The organism is Blastococcus sp. MG754426 (genome assembly GCF_021699055.1).
Taxonomy (GTDB): Bacteria; Actinomycetota; Actinomycetes; order Mycobacteriales; family Geodermatophilaceae; genus Blastococcus.
On the sequence record NZ_SSXC01000004.1, the window covers coordinates 98,374 to 117,441 of the forward strand.

At 75.0% G+C, this 19,068-nt stretch carries 18 protein-coding genes; 9 read left to right on the forward strand and 9 right to left on the reverse strand.

Annotated features, from left to right (window positions below):
* Complete coding sequence (locus E9549_RS03525) at positions 1–147, forward strand: hypothetical protein (protein WP_236825202.1); 147 nt, start codon at positions 1–3, stop codon at positions 145–147.
* Positions 144–914 carry an MBL fold metallo-hydrolase gene (locus E9549_RS03530; protein WP_236825203.1) on the forward strand — a complete coding sequence of 257 codons (771 nt, stop codon included), beginning with the start codon at positions 144–146 and terminating at the stop codon, positions 912–914. Before E9549_RS03525 ends, E9549_RS03530 begins: the two co-directional genes overlap by 4 nt.
* On the opposite strand, the gene E9549_RS03535 is transcribed toward E9549_RS03530, so the two are convergent.
* Both E9549_RS03535 and E9549_RS03540 read right to left on the reverse strand, forming a co-directional pair.
* Positions 901–1,662 carry an SDR family oxidoreductase gene (locus tag E9549_RS03535; protein ID WP_236825204.1) on the reverse strand — a complete coding sequence of 254 codons (762 nt, stop codon included), beginning with the start codon at positions 1,660–1,662 and terminating at the stop codon, positions 901–903. The genes E9549_RS03530 and E9549_RS03535 overlap by 14 nt on opposite strands.
* Before the next feature lie 127 nt (positions 1,663–1,789).
* Positions 1,790–2,455, reverse strand: coding sequence for a DsbA family protein (locus tag E9549_RS03540; protein WP_236825205.1), 666 nt, complete (start codon positions 2,453–2,455; stop codon positions 1,790–1,792).
* Positions 2,456–2,587: 132 nt separating this feature from the next.
* On the opposite strand from E9549_RS03540, the gene pepN reads away from it, so the two are divergent.
* Positions 2,588–5,137 carry an aminopeptidase N gene (gene pepN / locus E9549_RS03545; protein WP_236825206.1) on the forward strand — a complete coding sequence of 850 codons (2,550 nt, stop codon included), beginning with the start codon at positions 2,588–2,590 and terminating at the stop codon, positions 5,135–5,137.
* A gap of 65 nt (positions 5,138–5,202) precedes the next feature.
* On the opposite strand, the gene E9549_RS03550 is transcribed toward pepN, so the two are convergent.
* The 4 genes from E9549_RS03550 to E9549_RS03565 form a co-directional block, all read right to left on the reverse strand.
* Positions 5,203–5,667 carry a DUF5130 family protein gene (locus E9549_RS03550; RefSeq protein WP_236825207.1) on the reverse strand — a complete coding sequence of 155 codons (465 nt, stop codon included), beginning with the start codon at positions 5,665–5,667 and terminating at the stop codon, positions 5,203–5,205.
* A gap of 54 nt (positions 5,668–5,721) precedes the next feature.
* The gene (locus E9549_RS03555) at positions 5,722–6,123 is read right to left on the reverse strand and encodes a hypothetical protein (protein ID WP_236825208.1); all 402 of its coding nucleotides are present in this window, start codon (positions 6,121–6,123) and stop codon (positions 5,722–5,724) included.
* Between the two features lie 30 nt (positions 6,124–6,153).
* Positions 6,154–7,587, reverse strand: a complete 1,434-nt coding sequence (locus E9549_RS03560; protein ID WP_236825209.1) for an amidase — start codon at positions 7,585–7,587, stop codon at positions 6,154–6,156.
* Between the two features lie 61 nt (positions 7,588–7,648).
* Positions 7,649–8,176, reverse strand: a complete 528-nt coding sequence (locus tag E9549_RS03565) for an HNH endonuclease (RefSeq protein ID WP_236825210.1) — start codon at positions 8,174–8,176, stop codon at positions 7,649–7,651.
* Between the two features lie 220 nt (positions 8,177–8,396).
* Between E9549_RS03565 and E9549_RS03570 the strand changes: the two genes are divergently transcribed.
* The 5 genes from E9549_RS03570 to E9549_RS03590 all read left to right on the forward strand — a co-directional run bounded on the left by E9549_RS03570 (position 8,397) and on the right by E9549_RS03590 (position 14,755).
* Entirely contained in the window at positions 8,397–10,466 is a 2,070-nt protein-coding gene (locus E9549_RS03570) for a prolyl oligopeptidase family protein (protein WP_236825211.1), read from the forward strand.
* Positions 10,467–10,619: 153 nt separating this feature from the next.
* Positions 10,620–11,930, forward strand: a complete 1,311-nt coding sequence (locus tag E9549_RS03575) for an MFS transporter (RefSeq protein WP_236825212.1) — start codon at positions 10,620–10,622, stop codon at positions 11,928–11,930.
* Entirely contained in the window at positions 11,927–12,325 is a 399-nt protein-coding gene (locus tag E9549_RS03580) for a globin (protein WP_236825213.1), read from the forward strand. Before E9549_RS03575 ends, E9549_RS03580 begins: the two co-directional genes overlap by 4 nt.
* A gap of 127 nt (positions 12,326–12,452) precedes the next feature.
* The gene (locus E9549_RS03585; protein WP_236825214.1) at positions 12,453–14,039 is read left to right on the forward strand and encodes a glycoside hydrolase family 13 protein; all 1,587 of its coding nucleotides are present in this window, start codon (positions 12,453–12,455) and stop codon (positions 14,037–14,039) included.
* 119 nt (positions 14,040–14,158) lie between these two features.
* Positions 14,159–14,755, forward strand: coding sequence for a biotin transporter BioY (locus E9549_RS03590; protein ID WP_236825215.1), 597 nt, complete (start codon positions 14,159–14,161; stop codon positions 14,753–14,755).
* 87 nt (positions 14,756–14,842) lie between these two features.
* Here the strand turns inward: E9549_RS03590 and E9549_RS03595 are convergent, their stop codons facing one another.
* The gene (locus tag E9549_RS03595; RefSeq protein WP_236825216.1) at positions 14,843–15,976 is read right to left on the reverse strand and encodes a bifunctional 2-polyprenyl-6-hydroxyphenol methylase/3-demethylubiquinol 3-O-methyltransferase UbiG; all 1,134 of its coding nucleotides are present in this window, start codon (positions 15,974–15,976) and stop codon (positions 14,843–14,845) included.
* 268 nt (positions 15,977–16,244) lie between these two features.
* Positions 16,245–16,658, reverse strand: a complete 414-nt coding sequence (locus E9549_RS03600) for a thioesterase family protein (RefSeq protein ID WP_236825217.1) — start codon at positions 16,656–16,658, stop codon at positions 16,245–16,247.
* 81 nt (positions 16,659–16,739) lie between these two features.
* Here E9549_RS03600 and E9549_RS03605 point away from each other — a divergent pair, with 81 nt between their 5' ends.
* Positions 16,740–17,171, forward strand: a complete 432-nt coding sequence (locus E9549_RS03605; RefSeq protein WP_236825218.1) for a protein-tyrosine phosphatase family protein — start codon at positions 16,740–16,742, stop codon at positions 17,169–17,171.
* 147 nt (positions 17,172–17,318) lie between these two features.
* Here E9549_RS03605 and ettA read toward each other — a convergent pair whose 3' ends face one another.
* On the reverse strand, positions 17,319–18,989 hold the full coding sequence (gene ettA / locus E9549_RS03610) for an energy-dependent translational throttle protein EttA (RefSeq protein WP_236825219.1): 1,671 nt from the start codon (positions 18,987–18,989) through the stop codon (positions 17,319–17,321).
* Positions 18,990–19,068 lie beyond the last annotated feature (79 nt).

Below are 19,068 nucleotides of genomic sequence, written 5' to 3' on the forward strand. Positions count from 1 at the left end.
GTGGCTGTTTCCCGAGTCGGCGGTCGGCGCGGGCTGCACGCCTGCGCCGCGGCGTGGTCGGCGCGGCGGCTGCTCGAGGGCCGCGGGGAGCGCGTCGGCGACGGCCGCCTGCACTCCGGCGGCCGACCGATGCGGGTCTGCTGGTGAGCACCGGCTGGCAGGAGGTGGCCGACGGCGTCCTGGTGCGCCGGCACCGCTCGCTGGACCTCAACTGCGGCCTCGTGCTCGGCGACGGCGCCTGCCTGGTCGTCGACACCCGCTCGCACCTCGGTGAGGCGGCCGACCTGGTGGCGGCCGTCCGCGCGGTCACGCCGCACCCGTGGACGGTGGTCAACACCCACGCCCACTACGACCACTGCTTCGGCAACGCGGCGTTCCGCCCGGCGCCGGTCTGGGGCTCGCGGGGCTGCGCGGCGGCCCTGCGCGCCGACGGCGAGGCGCAGCGGGCCGCCGTCGCCGACACGCTGGCCGGCGAGGAGGCCACCCTCCTGCGGGCGGCCCCGATCGACCCGCCGGACCACCTCGTCGACGACGTCGCCGTGCTCGACGTCGGCGGCCGCGAGGTGGTCCTGCGGCACCTCGGCCGGGGGCACACCGACCACGACCTGGTGGTCGAGGTGGAGGTCGCCGGCGACGCGACCGTGCTCTTCGCCGGCGACCTGGTCGAGCAGGGGGCACCGCCGGACTTCGGGGACTCCTGGCCGGCGGACTGGCCGGCCACCCTCGGCCGGCTGCACGCGCTCGCCCGCGGCCCGGTGGTGCCCGGCCACGGCGCGGTGGTCGACGCGGCGTTCGTCGGTGCCCAGCGGGAGGAGCTGCTCGCCGTCCTGACCGCGCTGCGCCAGGGCGGGCCGGGGCCCTACCCGGCCGGGACGATGGCGGTCGCTGCCGGGCGGCCGCTCACGAGCCGGTGACCCGCCGGACGACCGACAGGGGCAGCACGCGCAGCAGCGCCGCGACCGGCCGCCACGGCCACTCGGGCACGTAACCGCACACCGGCTCCCGCTCGACCACCTCGACGAGCGCCTCGACGCCCTTGTCCAGGCCGACGGTCAGCGGGCCCCGGCGGCCGACGTTGATGTCGGTCGCGATGTAGCCGGGCAGGATCGTCGAGACGACGATGCCCGAGCCGTACACGTCCGAGCGGATGCCCTCGGCCAGCGCGTTCAGCGCCGCCTTGCTCGCCCCGTAGGCGGTCCGGCTGCCGGGCATGCCGCGCACGGAGGCGACCGAGGAGATCAGCACCAGGTGCCCCATCCCCTGGCGGCGGAACAGCTCCATCGCCGCCTCGCACTGCGCGTGCGACCCGAGCACGTTGGTGTGCAGCACGGCGCGGTTGCCGGCCGCCCCGCCGGCGCCCACGGACGTCCCCGCGCCGATGCCGGCGTTCACGACCACGCGGTCGAAGCCGCCGAGCCGGTCGGCGAGGTCGGCGAAGGCGGTCGCCACCGACCCCGGGTCGTCGACGTCCATCGCGGCGACCTCGACCCGGATGCCGGGGTGGGCCGCCCGCAGCTCGGCCCGCAGCGCCTCGAGCCGGTCGGTCCGGCGGGCGCAGAGGGCGAGGTCGCGGCCCATCGCGGCGAACCGGCGGGCCATGCCCTCGCCGAGGCCGGAGCTGGCGCCGGAGATGAAGATGCGCTGGCGGGTGGGGTGCGGCATCCCGACAGGATGCCGCACCCCACCCGCGGCGCTTCGTGCACACAGCGCCGCGGCGCTTTGTGCACATAGCGCCGCGGCGCTTCGTGCACCCCACCCGCGGCGCTCTGTGCACGAGACGCCCGGGGCGTCACCGCCGGCGGGTGAGCTCCAGGGCGTCGGCCGGGACCGAGCTCATGTCCGGGTCCGAGGTACGGGTGCGCTTGAGCTCCCAGAAGTCGGGCAGGTTCGCCAGCAGCACAGCGCCGTCGAAGGCCCTGCCGGCGTCCTCCCCGGTGGGCACCTTGCTGATGACCGGGCCGAAGAACGCCACGCCGTCGATGTGCATGACCGGCGTCCCGACGTCCTCCCCGACCGGGTCCATGCCCTCGTGGTGGCTCTTCTCCAGCGCGATGTCGTACTCGGTCGAGCCGGCGGCCTCGGCCAGCGACGCCGGCAGCCCGACCCGTTCCAGGGCGGGGGCGATGAGGTCCTCGAGCTCGACGCCCTCGTGGTGCCGCAGGGTGCCCATCGCGGTGTAGAGGTCACCGAGCACCTCGTCGCCGTGCTGCTGCGCGGCCGCGATCGCGACCCGCACCGGACCCCAGGCCTTGGCCATCATCTCCTGGTAGGCCTCCGGGAGGTCGCGGCCGCGGTTGAGCACCGCCAGCGACATGACGTGCCAGTGCAGGTCGATCTCGCGGACCTTGGCCGCCTCGAGCACCCAGCGGCTGGTGAGCCAGGCCCACGGGCACAGCGGGTCGAACCAGAAGTCGACGCGGGCCCTCGTCGGGGCGCTCTGCACTGCCTCGGTCATCCTTGCTCCTCGCTCTGGGGTGCCCGGGTCGCCGAGTGCCCGGGCCGTCTGCGATGAGCCAAGTCGCCCGGCCGGGGGGTTGTTCCCGGTGGACGGCGGCGGGCCGTCGGCACCGCCTGACAAACTGCCGGGGTGGCCGTACCCAACCTGACCCGCACCGACGCCGCCGCCCGCGCCGAGCTCCTGGCCGTCCGGAGCTACGACATCTCCCTCGACGTCACCGACGGCGCGGGGCACCCCGGCGAGCGGACCTTCCGGTCGACGACGACCGTCGAGTTCACCTGCCGCCGCCCCGGCGAGGGCACCTTCATCGACCTGGTCGCCGAGACGGTGCACTCGGCGACGCTGAACGGCACCGAGCTCGACGTCAGCTCCTACACCGAGGAGGGCGGCCTGCCGCTGCCCGGCCTCGCCGAGCACAACACGCTGGTGGTGACGGCGGACTGCCGCTACTCCAACACCGGCGAGGGGCTGCACCGCTTCCTGGACCCCGAGGACGGGCAGGTCTACCTCTACACCCAGTTCGAGCCGGCCGACGCCAAGCGCATGTTCACCTGCTTCGACCAGCCCGACCTCAAGGCCACCTTCACGGTGCACGTGACGGCGCCCTTCGACTGGCAGGTCGTCTCCAACACCGGCGACCGCACCATCGAGGCCGGTGAGGGCGGGTCGCAGCTGGTGCACTTCGCGCCCACCAAGCGCATCTCCACCTACCTGGTCGCGCTGATCGCCGGCCCGTACGCCAAGGTCACCGACCTGCACGAGGGCATCCCGCTCGGGCTGTACTGCCGGGCGTCGCTGGCCCGGTACCTCGACCCGGACGAGCTGTTCCGGGTGACCAAGCAGGGCTTCGACTTCTACCACCGGGTGTTCGACTACCCGTACCCGTTCGACAAGTACGACCAGCTCTTCGTGCCCGAGTTCAACGCCGGCGCGATGGAGAACGCCGGTGCGGTCACCTTCCTGGAGGACTACGTCTTCCGGTCCAAGGTGAGCCGGGCCCGCTACGAGCGCCGCGCCGAGACGATCCTGCACGAGCTCGGGCACATGTGGTTCGGCGACCTGGTGACCATGCGCTGGTGGGACGACCTGTGGCTCAACGAGTCCTTCGCGACCTACATCAGCACGCTGTGCCAGGCCGAGGCGACCGAGTACACGACCGCGTGGACGACGTTCGCCAACACCGAGAAGGCCTGGGCCTACGCGCAGGACCAGCTCCCCTCGACCCACCCGATCGCCGCCGACATCCCCGACGTCGCCGCGGTCGAGGTCAACTTCGACGGCATCACCTACGCCAAGGGCGCCTCGGTGCTCAAGCAGCTGGTGGCCTACGTCGGGCGGGACGAGTTCCTCGCCGGGGTCCGGCGCTACTTCCGCCGGCACGAGTACGGCAACACCACCCTGGCCGACCTGCTGGGCCCGCTGTCGGAGAGCTCCGGACGCGACCTCTCGGAGTGGGCCGACCAGTGGCTGCGCACCAGCCAGGTCAACACCCTGCGGCCGGTGTTCGAGCTCAGCGACGACGGCCGCTACACGAGCTTCGCCATCGAGCAGACGGCGGTCGCCGAGCACCCGGTGCTGCGCAACCACCGGCTGGCCGTGGGCCTGTACAGCGAGGGCCCCGACGGGCTGACCCGCAGCCACCGGGTGGAGCTCGACGTGGCCGGCGCGCGCACCGAGGTGCCCGAGCTCGTCGGCCACCCCGCCGCCGACCTGGTGCTGGTGAACGACGACGACCTCACCTACGCCAAGATCCGGCTCGACGAGAAGTCGCTGGCCACCCTGCGCGCCCGCATCGGCGACATCCCCGACCCGCTGCCCCGCGCGCTGTGCTGGTCGGCGGCCTGGGACATGACCCGCGACGCCGAGCTGCCCGCCCGCGAGTGGGTCCAGCTGGTGCTGGCCGGGATCGGCGCCGAGACCGAGAGCAGCGTCATCCAGTCGCTGCTGGCCCGGGTGCAGAGCGCGCTCTCCTCCTTCGCCGACCCGGCCTGGGCGCCGACCGGCTGGGCGCTGCTGGCCGACCACGCGCTGGCGGCGCTCGAGGCCGCGCCGGCCGGGAGCGACCAGCAGCTGCTGTGGTCCCGCACGCTGGCCAGCGCGGCCCGCACCGAGGAGCACGCGGCGGCGCTGCGCGGGCTGCTCGACGGCTCACGCACCCCCGAGGGGCTCGAGGTCGACGCCGACGCGCGGTGGGCGTTCCTGCACGGGCTCGTCGCGATCGGCGCGGCTGGGAACGCCGAGATCGACGCGGAGGCCGAGCGCGACGCCACCGCCACCGGCATCCGGCGGGCGGCCACGGCGCGGGCGCTGCGGCCGACGGCGGAGTCGAAGGAGCAGACCTGGCGGCAGGCCTTCACCGACGAGTCGATCCCGAACGCCGTGCACGAGGCGATCCTGCAGGGGTTCTGGCACCCGGCCCAGCGCGAGCTCACCGCCGGGTACGTGGACCGCTACTTCGCCGACATCCGCCCGCTGTGGGACCGCCGCCCCGGCGAGATCGCGAAGAACGCGGTGCAGTACCTCTTCCCGCCGGTGGTGGAGCCGCGCACCATCGCCGCCGCCGACGCCTGGCTCTCCGACGCCGAGCAGCCACCGGCGCTGCGCCGGCTGGTGTTCGAGGGCCGCGACGGCATCGCCCGCGCGCTGCGTGCCCGGGAGCGGGACGCCGCCGCGGAGTAGCTCCTCCACCGCAGCACGGGAGAGGCGCCGCACCCGTCAGGGTGCGGCGCCTCTCCCGTCGTCGATCAGTGGGTGCGCAGCCCCGCGGGGTGCCCCGCCTGGTCCGACAGCTGGCGCAGGCCGTTCACGATGCCACCGACCAGGTCGCCGTTGGCGAACGCGCTGGTCATGGAGAGCACCGCGAGGGCGCAGGCGCGGTCGGGGAGCCGGCGCGCGGCCCCGGCACCGGTGACCACCTCCACCACCCGCTGGCCGGGCGACACGGCGATCAGCACGGCGTCGGTCGGGTGGTCCCCCGAGCGCGCGTGCAGCTGCTCGGCGGCGGCGCGGGTCGGGGTGTCCAGCTCGCCCACGTACAGCGTGAAGCGCAGCCCCGTCTCGCGGGAGGACATGGTCAGCGCCTCGTCGAGGCGGGCCAGCTCCCGGTAGCTGAAGACCTCGTCGAGCTTGGGCTCCGCCGTGCGCGGGTGGAGCGTGTCGCCGACGTCGGTGCCGGTGCGGGGGGTGTTGAGCTCGGGCGCGCGGGTCATCGCCGGCCTCCGGGGATGGTCGTCGGAACAGGGGAAGCGGTCACCGGGGCCCCGTCACCAGGTCCCACGGGCGCCGCCCAGCGGGCCCGCGGCCTGCGGGAGACGGGCGGCCGTCGCGCCACCGCGGTGCGCGTCCTGCGCACCGATCGCCACCTGGGGGCCGGCGCCGGCGTTCGCGTCCAGGGCGCGCTCCCCCGGCTGCTCCGGGTAGACCGACGAGCCCAGCGCGGCGGTGCCGCTGCCCGGGACGGCCGCCGGGCCGTGGCTGGGCGCCGGGCCGTGGCCACCGACGGTCGCCGGGTGCGGCTCGTACCAGACCGGGGCGTGCTTCCACGGCTGGCCGGGCTTGTAGCGGGGGCGCCGGTCGGCGCCGGGCCGCAGCGTCAGCAGCGCCAGCACGAGGACGATGGCCAGCGGGATGCCGGCGTAGACGAGGAGGGTCTCGGCGACGGTCACGCCCGACAACTTACCGGGACACCGTCGTCCTCATCGGCTGTCGGTCCAGACGGCGGGGCGGCGGTGCGCCCACGGCCGCGCGGCCTCCAGCTGGGCCGAGAGCGAGACGAGGGTCGCCTCGTCGGCGGGCCGGCCCACGAGCATGGTGCCGATCGGCAGCCCCCCGGCGCTCCAGTGCAGCGGGACGCTGACCGCGGGCTGCCCGGTGACGTTGAACAGCGCCGTGAAGGCGGCGTAGCGCTTCTGCCGCTCGAAGTCCGCCCCGCCCTCGCCGTCCTCGCCGAACCAGCCGAGCGGCCGGGGGGTCATGGTGAGCACCGGCGCGAGCAGGACGTCGTAGCCGGCCGTCGCGCGGAGGAACTGCCGGGAGAAGACGCGCAGGGCGAACATCGCCTGCATCGCGTCCCGCGCCGACAGCGCCAGGCCCCGCTGCTGCATCCAGCGGGTCAGCGGCTTCAGCAGCGGCTCGCTCCCGGGCGGCACCGGGAGCGTCGTGGCCCCCAGCGCCCAGACCGCCTCGAAGGAGGGCAGCACCGCGGGGTCGAGCAGCCCGGTCGGCACGTCCTCGACGACGTGCCCGAGGCCCTCGAGCAGCCGCCCGGCGTCCTCGAAGGCCTCGGCCACCTCGGGCTCCAGCTCCACCCCGGGCATGGCCGACTCCGTGTAGCGCCCGATGCGCAGCCGGCCGGGCTCCCGGTCGGCCCACCCGAGGAAGCTCTCCCCCGGCGGCAGCGGCGGCGCCCAGAACGGGTCGCCGATCTCCGCGCCGGCCATCGCGTCCAGCATCGCCGCGGCGTCCCGCACGGTCCGGGCCAGCGGGCCGCTGGTGCCCAGGCCGGTCACCTCGCTGCCGTACGGGGCGTTGCTGATCCGGCCGCGGGTCGGCTTGATGCCGAACAGGCCGTTGATGCTGGCCGGGATGCGGACCGAGCCCCCGCCGTCGCTGCCCTGCGCGAACGGCACGAACCCGGCGGCGACGGCGACGGCCGCTCCCCCGCTGGAGCCGCCGGCGAGCAGCGAGGTGTCCCACGGGCAGCGGGCCGGGCCGGCGAGGTCGTTGTCGGTGTAGCAGGGGAAGCCGAACTCGGGCGTGTTCGTCTTGCCCACGCTGATCGTCCCCGCGTCGGCGAGCCGGGTCACGACGGCGTCGTCGACGGCCGGCACGAAGTCGGCGAGCGCGGCCGAGCCGAACGTCGTCCGCACGCCGGCGGTGTTGTTGAGGTCCTTGATCGCGGTGGGGACGCCGAGCAGCGGGGGCAGCTCACCACCCTCCCGGACCCGCGCCTCGGCCCGGGCGGCCTGGGCCAGCGCCCGCTCGGGGGTGACGGTGATGAAGGCCCCGAGACCGGCGTCGTGCGCGTCGATGCGCGCCAGCGCGTGCGCCACGAGCTCGGTGGGGCTCACCTCCTTCGCCCGGACGGCGGCGGCCTGCTCGAGGGCGGTCAGGTCGTGCAGCGCGGTCACGGCAGGCACGCTAGCCCCCTGGACCGCCCGCGCGCGCCGGCGTGGTGGGGGCCCGGGGCCGTCAGGCGCTGACGCTCTCCGGCACCCCCAGCCACTCGCGCCAACGGGGGTCGACGGTGCGGTGCCCGAGCAGCCTCCAGGCCGCACCGCTGGGCGTGCTGGGCGGGCGGGGCAGCTTCCAGCCGAGCTCGGCCAGCGAGCGGTCGGCCTTCGTGTGGTTGCACCGGCGGCAGGCCGCCACCACGTTGTCCCAGGTGTGGGTGCCGCCGCGGCTGCGCGGCACCACGTGGTCGATGCTCGTGGCCGACCCGCCGCAGTACACGCAGGTCTGCCCGTCGCGGGTGAACACCGCCCGGCGGGACAGCGGCACCGACGCCGGGTAGGGCACGCGGACGTAGCGGGTGAGCCGCACGACGACGGGCACGGGCAGGCTCACCGTCTCGGCGTGGCAGACGTCGGCGGTGACGTCGACCGACTCCGCCTTCTCGGCGAGGACGAGCACGATCGCCCGCCGGCTGGACACCACGCACAGCGGTTCGTAGGTGGCGTTGAGCAGGAGGGTGGCGCCCGTGGTCGTGGGCGAGGGCACGGGGACGAGCGGCGGGACAGGGTCGCGCCGCGAGCCTGGGTGACCCGCCGGCGTCGACCCGGGCGCGGAACGCGGCACGGATCACCTCCGGAGGCCCCGGACCGCCGGGTGCTGCACGACCCGCGGGCACCCCCATTCTGACCCGAGAACCCCCGGTCGGCGCACCGGAAATCCCCGCCGTCCCCCGGCCGGCCCCGCCGCGGCGACTAGCGTGCCGGTCATGCGCTACCCGGAAGCCCCCCGGCTGGACCTGGTCGAGGAGCTCCACGGCCACCGCGTCGCCGACCCGTACCGCTGGCTGGAGGACCCCGCCGACCCGCGCACGCGGGAGTGGTCGGAGGCCCAGGACCGCCTGGCGGCCGAGGTGCTGGGCGCGCTGCCGGCCCGCGATCGGTTCGCCGCGCGGCTCGGCGAGCTGGTCCGGGCGGGCGCCGTCGGCGTGCCCGTGTGGCGCGGCGGCCGGGCCTTCTCCACCCGCCGCGACCCGGGCCAGGAGCACGCGGTGCTCCGGGTGCGCGAGGCGGACGGATCGGTCCGCGTGCTCGTCGACCCGATGGCGCTCGACCCGGAGGGGACGACGACGCTCGACGCGTGGTCGCCGTCGTGGGAGGGCGACCGGCTGGCCTACCAGGTGAGCACGGGCGGCGACGAGGAGTCGGAGCTCTACGTCCTCGACGTGGCGACCGGCGAGCTGCTCGACGGGCCGGTCGCCCGGTGCCGCTACTCCCCCGTCGGCTGGCTGCCCGGCGGCGAGGAGCTGTTCTACGTCCGCCGGCTCGCCCCCGAGCAGGTGCCCGCGGGCGAGGAGCAGTTCCACCGCCGCGTCTGGCGCCACCGGGTCGGCGGTCCGGCGGACGACGACGTCCTCGTCCACGGTGAGGGGCTGGACCCCACCAACTACTACGGCGTGCGCACCAGCGCCGACGGCCGGTGGCTGGTCGTCTCGGCGTCCGCCGGCACCGCCCCGCGCGACGACGTCTGGCTGGCCGACCTCTCCGGCGACGGCGCCCTGCGGGAGCTGCAGCGCGGCGTCGACGCCCAGACCGCGGCGTGGGTGGCGCGCGACGGCCGGCTCTGGCTGATGAGCGATCGCGGCGCCCCGCGCTGGCGGCTCGCGGTGGCCGACCCCGAGGACCCCGCCACCTGGGCGCCCGAGGCGTGGACCGACGTCGTCCCGGAGCAGGAGGGCGCCGTGCTCTCCGACGTGGCGCTGGTGGACGCACCGGACGGCGCACTGCAGGTGCTCGCGGTGCACGCCGTGGACGCCACCGACCGGCTCTCCCTCTGGGCGGGGGACGGCGGCGGCCGGATCACCGAGGTCGTACCCCCCGGCCCCGGCAGCATCTCCGGGGTCAGCGCCCCGCCCGAGGGCGGTACCGCCGCCTGGGTGGGCTACACCGACTACGCGACGCCGCCCTCGGTGCTGCGCTGGGACGCGGCGGCACCGGAGGCGCCGGCGCCGTGGGAGTCCGCGGACGTCGCCGCGGAGGTGCCGGAGCTGACCGTCGTCGAGACGCACGCGCGGTCGCAGGACGGCACGCCGGTGCACCTGTTCGTCCTCTCGCGAACGGGCACCCCGGACCGCCCGAGACCGACCGTGCTCTACGGCTACGGCGGCTTCAACGTCTCGCTCACCCCCGCCTACACGGCGCAGGCCCTGGCGTGGGTGGAGGCCGGCGGCGTGTGGGTGGTGGCCAACCTGCGCGGCGGGTCCGAGCACGGCGAGGAGTGGCACCGCGCCGGCATGCGCGAGCGCAAGCAGAACGTGTTCGACGACTTCGCCGCCGCCGGGGAGCACCTGGTCGAGCAGGGCTGGACGACGCACGGGCAGCTCGCGGTCATGGGCGGGTCGAACGGCGGCCTGCTGGTCGGTGCCACGCTGACGCAGCGTCCCGCCCTCGCGGCCGCCGTCGTCTGCAGCGCACCGCTGCTGGACATGGTGCGCTACGAGCGCTTCGGCCTGGGCCGCACCTGGAACGACGAGTACGGCACCGCCGAGGACCCGGTGGAGCTGGGGTGGCTGCTGGCTTACTCGCCGTACCACGCGGTGCGCGAGGGGACGGCGTACCCGGCGGTGCTGGTCACGACGTTCGAGTCCGACACCCGCGTCGACCCGTTGCACGGCCGGAAGCTCGCCGCCGCGCTGCAGCACGCGACCTCGGCGGCGGCGCCGGTGGTGCTCCGGCGCGAGACCTCGGTCGGGCACGGCGCCCGGGCGGTCAGCCGCACCGTGGGGCTCGCCGCCGACCAGCTGGCGTTCCTGGCGGCGCACACGGGCCTGACCGACTGACCGGTGCGGCGGGTAACGGGATGGACACGCGCAGTCCGCGGTGCGGACGCAGCGGGTTGCGCTTGAGATGATTCCGGTAATGACCGGACCACCGCCCGCGCCCGCCGCCGTGGCCGCGGCAGGCGTCGCCTCCCGCGCCGGGACGTGCCACCGGTGACCGCCGCCACGCCCGACGGCCCGGCCGAGGGCGCCACCGTCCGGCAGGCCACCTTCCGCGAGGTCTTCGCCGTCGGCGAGTTCCGGCCGCTGTTCGGCACCTACCTGCTCTCCGCGGCCGGCGACGAGCTGGCCCGGGTGGCGCTGACCGTCCTGGTCTACGACCGCACCGCCTCACCGCTGCTCGCGGCGCTGACCTTCGCCATCAGCCACCTGCCGTGGCTGCTCGGCGGGCCGCTGCTGTCGGCGTTCGCCGACCGGCTGCCCCGCCACCGGGTGCTGATCGCCACCGACGCCGCCCGCGCCGTCCTGGTGGCGCTCATGGCGATCCCCGGCATGCCGCTGCCGGTCCTGCTCGCCCTGCTCTTCGTCGTGGGGTTGTGCGCACCACCGTTCGAGTCCGCCCGGTCGGCGCTCATGGCCGACGTGCTCGACGGGGACCGCTACGCCGTCGCGACGTCGCTCACGGGGATCACCCTGCAACTGGCGCAGGTGGGCGGGTTCCTGGCCGGTGGCGCACTCGTCGCCGTCCTCAACCCGTCCGCGGCCCTGCTCGTCGACTCGGCGACCTTCGTCGTCTCCGCCGTCTGGCTGTGGGCGCGGCTGCAGCCCCGGCCGGCACCGGTTGCCGAGGGGGGCGGCAGCCCGGGGTCGCTGTGGCGGGACGCCGCCGAGGGCCTGCGGTTCATCCGGTACAGCCCGCGGCTGCTGGCCATCGTCGGGGTCCTGTGGGTGACGACCGGGTTCGTCTACGCCTCCGAGGGGATCGCCGCCCCGCTGGTCGACTCGCTGGAGCAGGGGGCGACGGCGGTCGGCGTCCTGCTGGCGGCCAACCCGCTGGGCGTCACGATCGGCGGGCTGGTGATCGCCCGCCTCGTCGCCCCGGCGCGGCGGGAGCGGCTGGTCGTCCCGCTGGTGCTGGTCTCGCTGGCGCCGGTGCTCGTCGGCGGCGTCGTCGCGGCGGTGGCCGGGCCGGGCACTGTGCCGTTCTGGGTGCTGGTCGGCATGCTGTTCGTCTCCGGCCTCGGCGCGGCCTGGTCGATCCCGCTCAACGTCGCCTTCGTGCAGGCCGTCCCCAGCGCCTACCGCGGGCGCGCCTTCGGAGTCGCGGCGAGCGGGCTGGCCGGGGTCCAGGGGCTGGGCGCGCTCGCCGCCGGGCTGGCCGCGGAGGGCCTGCCCCCCGCCGTGGTGGTCGCCCTCTCGGGGGCCATCGGAATGATCGCGGTCGCGCCGGCGCTGAGGGCGTATCGGCGGACGCGCAACCGGGCGGACGCCGTGGTCGAGACCGAGGAGGCACCCGGGGCATGAGCGAGTCGAGGCGGTCCCTGCCGTCGGCGCGGACCTTCTACGACGAGGTCGGCGGCGAGGAGACCTTCCGCCGGCTGGTGCAGCGTTTCTACGCCGCCGTCCGCACCGACCCCGTGCTGCAGCCGATGTACCCCCAGGACGACTGGGAGGGCGCCGAGACGCGGCTGCGCGGCTTCCTCGAGCAGTACTGGGGCGGGCCGACCACCTACTCCGAGCAGCGCGGCCACCCGCGGCTGCGGATGCGGCACGCACCGTTCGCCATCGGCCCCGTCGAGCGCGACGCCTGGCTCACCCACATGCGCGACGCCGTGGACTCGCTCGGCCTGACGCCGGAGCAGCACGCCACGCTGTGGGGTTACCTGGAGATGGCGGCCCGGAGCATGCAGAACCGCTGAGGAAGCCGCCGTAGGCTCGGCGCCGGCCCTCGGAGCGACGATGCACGAACCGGCCCCACCCCGCGCCGCGCTCCCCTCCCGGGGGCCCGGGCGCCCACGCCCGCACGTACCGATCCAGAGGAGCCCGGTGAGCCTCCAGCCGCCCCCCTTCCGCACGTCCGGCGCCGACTGGTGGCGTGACGCGGTCTTCTACCAGGTCTACATCCGCAGCTTCGCCGACGGGAACGGCGACGGCGTCGGCGACCTGGCCGGCATCCGGTCGCGGCTGCCGTACCTGCGCGACCTCGGCGTCGACGCCCTGTGGATCACGCCGTTCTACCCCTCCCCCATGGCCGACCACGGCTACGACGTCGCCGACCCGCGCGACGTCGAGCCCGTCTTCGGTGACCTCGCGCAGTTCGACGCGATGCTGGCCGAGGCGCACGCGCTCGGCATCCGGGTGACCGTGGACCTGGTGCCCAACCACAGCTCGCACGACCACGAGTGGTTCCAGGCCGCGCTGACCGCCGGCCCGGGCTCGCCGGAGCGGGCGCGCTACCTGTTCCGCGACGGGCGCGGCCCGGACGGCAGCGAGCCGCCGAACAACTGGCCGTCGGTGTTCGGCGGCCCGGCCTGGACCCGGGTGCCCGACGGGCAGTGGTACCTGCACATCTTCGCCCCCGAGCAGCCGGACCTGAACTTCGGCAACCCCGAGGTCGTCGCCGACCTCGAGGAGACGATGCGGTTCTGGCTCGACCGCGGGGTGGACGGCTTCCGCATCGACGTCGCGCACGGCATGGCGAAGCCCGACGGGCTGCCGGACATGGTGCCGATGGACGACACCGGGCTGCTCGACGACCACGGCCCCGGGGACCACCGGTTCGACCAGGACGGCGTGCACGTGGTGCACCGCCGGATCCGGGCGGTGCTCGACCAGTACCCCGGCACGATGGCGGTCGGCGAGGTGTGGGTCTCCGACGACGACCGGCTCGCCCAGTACCTCCGGGAGGACGAGCTCCAGCTCGCCTTCAACTTCAAGCTGCTCACCGCCGACTGGACGCCCGAGGGTCTGCGCGACGCGATCACCCACTCCCTCGCGGCGGTCGAGGGCACCCCGGCGCCGGCCTGCTGGGTGCTGTCCAACCACGACCGCCCGCGGCACGTGACCCGCTACGGCGACGGCGAGCTCGGCACCCGGCGCGCCCGCGCGGCAGCGCTGCTGCAGCTCGCGCTGCCCGGGGCGGCCTACCTCTACAACGGCGACGAGCTCGGCATGCCCGACGTCGACCTGCCCGACGAGGTGCTGCAGGACCCGATCTGGTTCCGCTCGGGCGGCGCCGAGCGCGGGCGGGACGCCTGCCGCATCCCGGTGCCCTGGTCGGGCGACGAGCCCTCGTACGGCTTCTCGTCGGGTGCGGAGACCTGGCTGCCCATGCCCGGGGGCTGGGGCCCGCTCACCGCCGAGGCACAGGCCGCCGACGACGGTTCGATGCTGTCGCTGTACCGAGCTGCCCTCACCCTGCGGGCCTCCTCCGAGCTGTTCCGGGGCGAGGACCTGCAGTGGTTGCAGTCACCCGACCGTTGCATCTCCTTCCGCCGCTCCGGCGGGCTGACCTGCTTCCTGAACCTGTCCGGGGCGCCCGTCCCGCTGCCCGAGGGCCGCGTGCTGCTGAGCAGCGCCCCGGTGGACGACGGGAAGCTGCCCGACGACGCGACGGTGTGGCTGCAGGCCTGAGGTCCGCGCGAGGCCGCCGACCGCCCGGTCGGCGGCCTCGCGGCGTAGTGCACACTCACCCGTGATCCGCGGCGTCCGACCGGGCAGGTCGGCGCCGACCCGCCGCTCCAGGAGGATTCGTGGCCACCGCTTCGATGCCCGCGCTGCCGTCGCGCCCGCTCGTGCTCGCCGACCTCGTCCCGGCCGTCCGCGCCCGCAACGCGCTGCTCGTCGGCCTCGGCGTGCTGTTCACCGCGCTGCTCGCGCAGGTGTCGGTCCCGGTCCCGGGGTCGCCGGTGCCCATCACGGGCCAGACGCTCGCGGTCGTCCTGACCGCCGCGGCCCTGGGTCCGGTGCGGGGCACCGCGGTGCAGGTCCTCTACATCGCCGCCGCGCTCGTCGGGCTGCCCTTCTACTCGGAGGCCAGCGGCGGCGTCGAGGTGGTCTTCGGCGCCACCGGCGGTTACGTCGTCGGCTTCATCCCCGCGGCCTACCTGATCGGGCTGGCGGCCCGCCACGGCGCGGACCGCAACCCGCTGAAGTCGGTCCCGCTGTTCATCGCCGGCCAGGCCGTGATCTTCGCGGTGGGCGTTCCGTGGCTGGCCCTGAGCGCCGACCTGTCGGCCGCGCAGGCGCTCGACGCCGGCTTCTACCCGTTCATCCTGGGCGGCATCGTGAAGGCCGCGGTCGCCGCAGCGGTGCTCGGCACGGCGTGGCGGTTCGCGCGTCGCGGCTGAACCCCCACCCCTCCCCACGGCCCTCCGGACGCCTCGGCGTCCGGGGGGCCGTGCACGTCCGGCTCCGGCCCACCCCCGGCTGCCGGCTCAGCCGACGAGGCGGTAGAAGCGGAAGAAGTCGTCGGCGATCGGGAGCACCTCCACGTCGGTGAACCCGGCTTCGCGGGCGTACCCGCGCAGGACGGCGGGCCGCATCACCGTGCCGGTGCCGACCGAGGGCCGGGACGAGAGCCCGTCGGCCAGGCAGCACATCACGCTGTAGCCGTACATGAGCCGCTCGACGTCGTCTCCAGGGGCACCGAAGGTCTCGGCCACCCGTTCGTCCATGACCAGCACGTGACCGTCCTCGCCGGCCAGCCGGCGCATCGCGGCGAGGACGTCGACCGGCCGCGGCAGGTCGTGGATGCACTCGAACGCGGTGACGAGGTCGTAGGTCCCGTCCCGGCCGACCGTGGCGGCGTCGGCGACCTCGAAGCGCACCCGCTCTCCCACCCCGGCCTCGGCGGCGTTCCGGCGCGCGGCCTCGACGGAGGGGAGGTCGACGTCGTAGCCGTCCACGGTCGCCGCCGGGTAGGCCAGGGCGATGCCGATGGCCGACCAGCCCTCGCCGCACCCGACGTCGGCCACCCGGCCCCCAGCGCGCAGGACGCGATCGACCTCGGGCAGCGAGGGCAGGTGGTCCCGTCCGAGCGCACCGAGGAAGAGCGGCCGGTTCGCCGCCGCCTGGGCCTGGCGGACGTCGTCGCCCAGGTCCGCCCAGCTCACCCCGCCGCCGGTGCGGTGCGCCTCGGCCAGCGCGTCCACGTGCTTGCCGACCCCCACCAGGAACCGGGCCAGCGGGAGGAGGTGGTTCGGGCTGAGCTGGTCGGTGAAGGGCTCGACGGCAGCATCGGGCAGGGCGAAGCGGCGCTGCCGTGGGTTCCCCGGATCGGACGGGGAGTCCGCCGCCGTGAGGAACCCGGTCACCGCCTGCTGCTCGAGCCACTCGCGGGTGTACCGCTCGGCCGTCCCGCACCGGGCGGCCAGCTCGGCCGATGTCTGCGGCCCGCCGTCGGCCAGCGCCCGGTAGTAGCCGAGCCGGTCGCCGAGGTAGGCGGTCTGGACGTCGAGGGTGCCCAGGACCGCGGCGAAGAGCCGGTCGACGAGGGCGGCGGTGTCCGTGCCCGGTTCGAGGGGCGTCCCGGGCGCGGGCGGCTGGGTGGCCGGTCCCGTGGAGGTCATGGCGGGGGTCCTTCCGCTGGGGTGGCGGCGTCCGTCGTCCCCGGCCGGGGACGGGGAGCCCGTGCCGGCCGGGCCCGGGCTCCGGACCGACCGCCCCCGCAGGGCACACCCTGCTCCCGCCGCGGCCATCGGGGAACCGCTTTCCGGCCGTCGCCCTCGAGACCGCTGACCGGGCGGGTCGGCCGATGCACCACCCGACGCGCGGACGATCGCGCTCTGCCCACCCCGGCGGGGCAGAGAGCGACTGCGGGCCGCACCCCCCGGTGGCTCAGCCGGCCGGCTCGTCGGCCCAGCGGGCGAGGAACTCCTTCTCCTCTGCGGTGAGCCGGCGCGGCCGGTTCAGGGCGAAGTCGAACGGCACGAGCAGCGTGCTGCCGGTGACGGCGAGCTGCCCGTGGTCGAACAGCTCGTAGTGGCAGGTGAACGCGGCGGCCCGGACGCCGGAGACCCACACCTGCACCTCCAGCGGCTCCCGGTCGTAGACCACCGACCGCTTGTAGGCGATCTCGTGGGAGGCGACGACGAGCCCGCGTCGGAGGCCGGTCCGCTCGTCGTGCGTGGGCTGCTCGAAGAACAGGTTCACGCGGGCCATCTCGAAGTAGCCGAGGAAGGCGACGTTGTTGATGTGCTGGTAGGCGTCCATGTCCGACCAGCGCATGGGGACCTGCACGGTGTGCCTCACGGCGCCCACCCTGCCGCATGGTGGAAGCGCACCCGCGCGGTACCCGTTCCGGACGGCGGGCGAGCGGCCTACGGTGCCGGTGTGGAGGCCTGGGCCGGGACCGAACCGGGTGTGCTGGAGCTGCCGTCGGGCCGCCGGGTGCGCGGACGCGGGCTGCGCCGGCCCGCGCCCGACGGCCCGGACCCGCAGTTCGGCGTCTACCTGCTCGGCCGTGCACCGTGCCCGGTGCCCTGGGAGGCGCGGTGGGTGCGCTGGCCGGACTTCCGGCTGCCCTCCAGCCCGGCCGACCTCCGTGCGGCGCTGCGCGAGGTGCTGGAGCGGGCCGGCTCCGAGCGGGTCGAGGTGGCCTGCGCCGGTGGCACGGGGCGCACCGGGACGGCGCTGGCCTGCCTGGCCGTTCTCGACGGCCTGCCGCCGGCCCGAGCGGTCGCCTACGTGCGGAGCCACTACCGGCCGCACGCGATCGAGACCCGCGGCCAGGCCCGGTTCGTCGCCGGCTTCGCCGGGAGCTGAGCGCAGGACGCCGACGGCCGGCCCGGGCGGACGCCCGGACCGGCCGTGCCGACGTCCCTCACCGGCCCAGGTGACGTCTCGGAACCGGCCCCCTCGCAGGGCCCCGGCACGAGCTCGCGAGTGCTGGGGGCGAGAGGGTCCTTCGTTTCAGTCGCGGGTGAGCTTGCGGTAGGTGGCGCGGTGCGGCCGGGCCGCGTCCGGGCCGAGCCGCTCCACCTTGTTCTTCTCGTAGTCGGCGAAGTTGCCCTCGAACCAGAACCACTTGGAGTCGCCCTCGTAGGCGAGGATGTGCGTCGCCACCCGGTCGAGGAACCACCGGTCGTGGCTGACGACGACCGCGCAGCCGGGGAACTCCAGCAGCGCGCCCTCGAGGCTGGTGAGCGTCTCGGTGTCGAGGTCGTTCGTGGGCTCGTCGAGCAGGAGCAGGTTGCCGCCCTGCTTGAGGGTCAGCGCCAGGTTCAGCCGGTTGCGCTCACCACCGGAGAGCACGCCGGCCGGCTTCTGCTGGTCCGGGCCCTTGAACCCGAACGCCGCGACGTAGGCCCGCGACGGCATCTCGACGTTGCCGACCTTGATGTGGTCCAGACCGTCGGAGACGACCTCCCACAGCGTCTTCTTCGGGTCGATGCCGCTGCGGTTCTGCTCGACGTAGGACAGCTGCACGGTCTCGCCGACCTTGATCTCGCCGTCGTCCGGCTTCTCCTCGCCGACCAGCATCTTGAACAGGGTGGTCTTGCCGACCCCGTTGGGGCCGACCACGCCGACGATGCCGTTGCGCGGCAGCGTGAACGACAGGTCGTCGATGAGCACGCGGTCGCCGAAGCCCTTGGTGAGGTTCTTCGTCTCGACGACGACGCTGCCCAGGCGCGGGCCCGGCGGGATCTGGATCTCCTCGAAGTCCAGCTTGCGGAACTTCTCGGCCTCGGCGGCCATCTCCTCGTAGCGGGCGAGGCGGGCCTTGCTCTTGGCCTGGCGGGCCTTGGCGCCGGAGCGGACCCACTCCAGCTCCTCCTTGAGGCGCTTCTGGCGCTTGGCGTCCTTGGCGCCCTCGACCTGGAGGCGGGCGGCCTTCGTCTCGAGGTAGGTGGAGTAGTTGCCCTCGTAGGGGTAGGCCCGGCCGCGGTCGAGCTCGAGGATCCACTGGGCCACGTTGTCCAGGAAGTACCGGTCGTGGGTCACCGCGACGACGGTGCCGGCGTACTTCTCCAGGTGCTGCTCCAGCCACGCGACGCTCTCGGCGTCCAGGTGGTTGGTGGGCTCGTCGAGCAGCAGCAGGTCGGGCGCCTCCAGCAGCAGCCGGCACAGCGCGACGCGGCGCCGCTCACCACCGGAGAGCACGGTGACGTCGGCGTCGCCGGGCGGGCAGCGCAGCGCGTCCATGGCCTGCTCGATGCGGGCGTCGAGCTCCCAGCCGTCGGCGTTCTCGATGACCTCCATGAGCTCGCCCTGCTCGGCCAGCAGCGCGTCGAAGTCGGCGTCGGGCTCGCCCATCGCCGCGCTGACCTCCTCGAAGCGGGTCAGCGCGTCGCGCAGCGGCTTCACCGCCTCCTCGACGTTGCCGCGGACGTCGAGCTCCTCGTTGAGCGGCGGCTCCTGCAGGAGGATGCCGACCGTCGCCTCGGGGGCGAGCGTCGCGTCACCGTTGGAGGGCTGCTGCAGACCGGCCATGATCTGCAGCACGGTCGACTTGCCGGCGCCGTTGGGGCCGACGACGCCGATCTTCGCGCCGGGCAGGAACGACAGGGTGACGTCGTCGAGGATCACCTTGTCGCCGTGCGCCTTGCGCGCGCGGACCATCGTGTAGATGTACTGAGCCACTGGCTTCTCGGGCCTTCCGTCGTCTCGCGAGCGGGGGCGGGGCCGCGGGTCGCGGCCCCACCCCGTACGTTCTCGCCTC

What these genes read in the sequence shown, in the direction of transcription:
- E9549_RS03550 (WP_236825207.1), bottom strand. Translation starts at nt 5,667, where the DNA reads ATGACCCGCGCGCCCGAGCTCAACACCCCCCGCACCGGCACCGACGTC.
- E9549_RS03595 (WP_236825216.1), bottom strand. Translation starts at nt 15,976, where the DNA reads ATGACCTCCACGGGACCGGCCACCCAGCCGCCCGCGCCCGGGACGCCC.
- E9549_RS03535 (WP_236825204.1), bottom strand. Translation starts at nt 1,662, where the DNA reads ATGCCGCACCCCACCCGCCAGCGCATCTTCATCTCCGGCGCCAGCTCC.
- E9549_RS03540 (WP_236825205.1), bottom strand. Translation starts at nt 2,455, where the DNA reads ATGACCGAGGCAGTGCAGAGCGCCCCGACGAGGGCCCGCGTCGACTTC.
- E9549_RS03580 (WP_236825213.1), top strand. Translation starts at nt 11,927, where the DNA reads ATGAGCGAGTCGAGGCGGTCCCTGCCGTCGGCGCGGACCTTCTACGAC.
- E9549_RS03570 (WP_236825211.1), top strand. Translation starts at nt 8,397, where the DNA reads ATGCGCTACCCGGAAGCCCCCCGGCTGGACCTGGTCGAGGAGCTCCAC.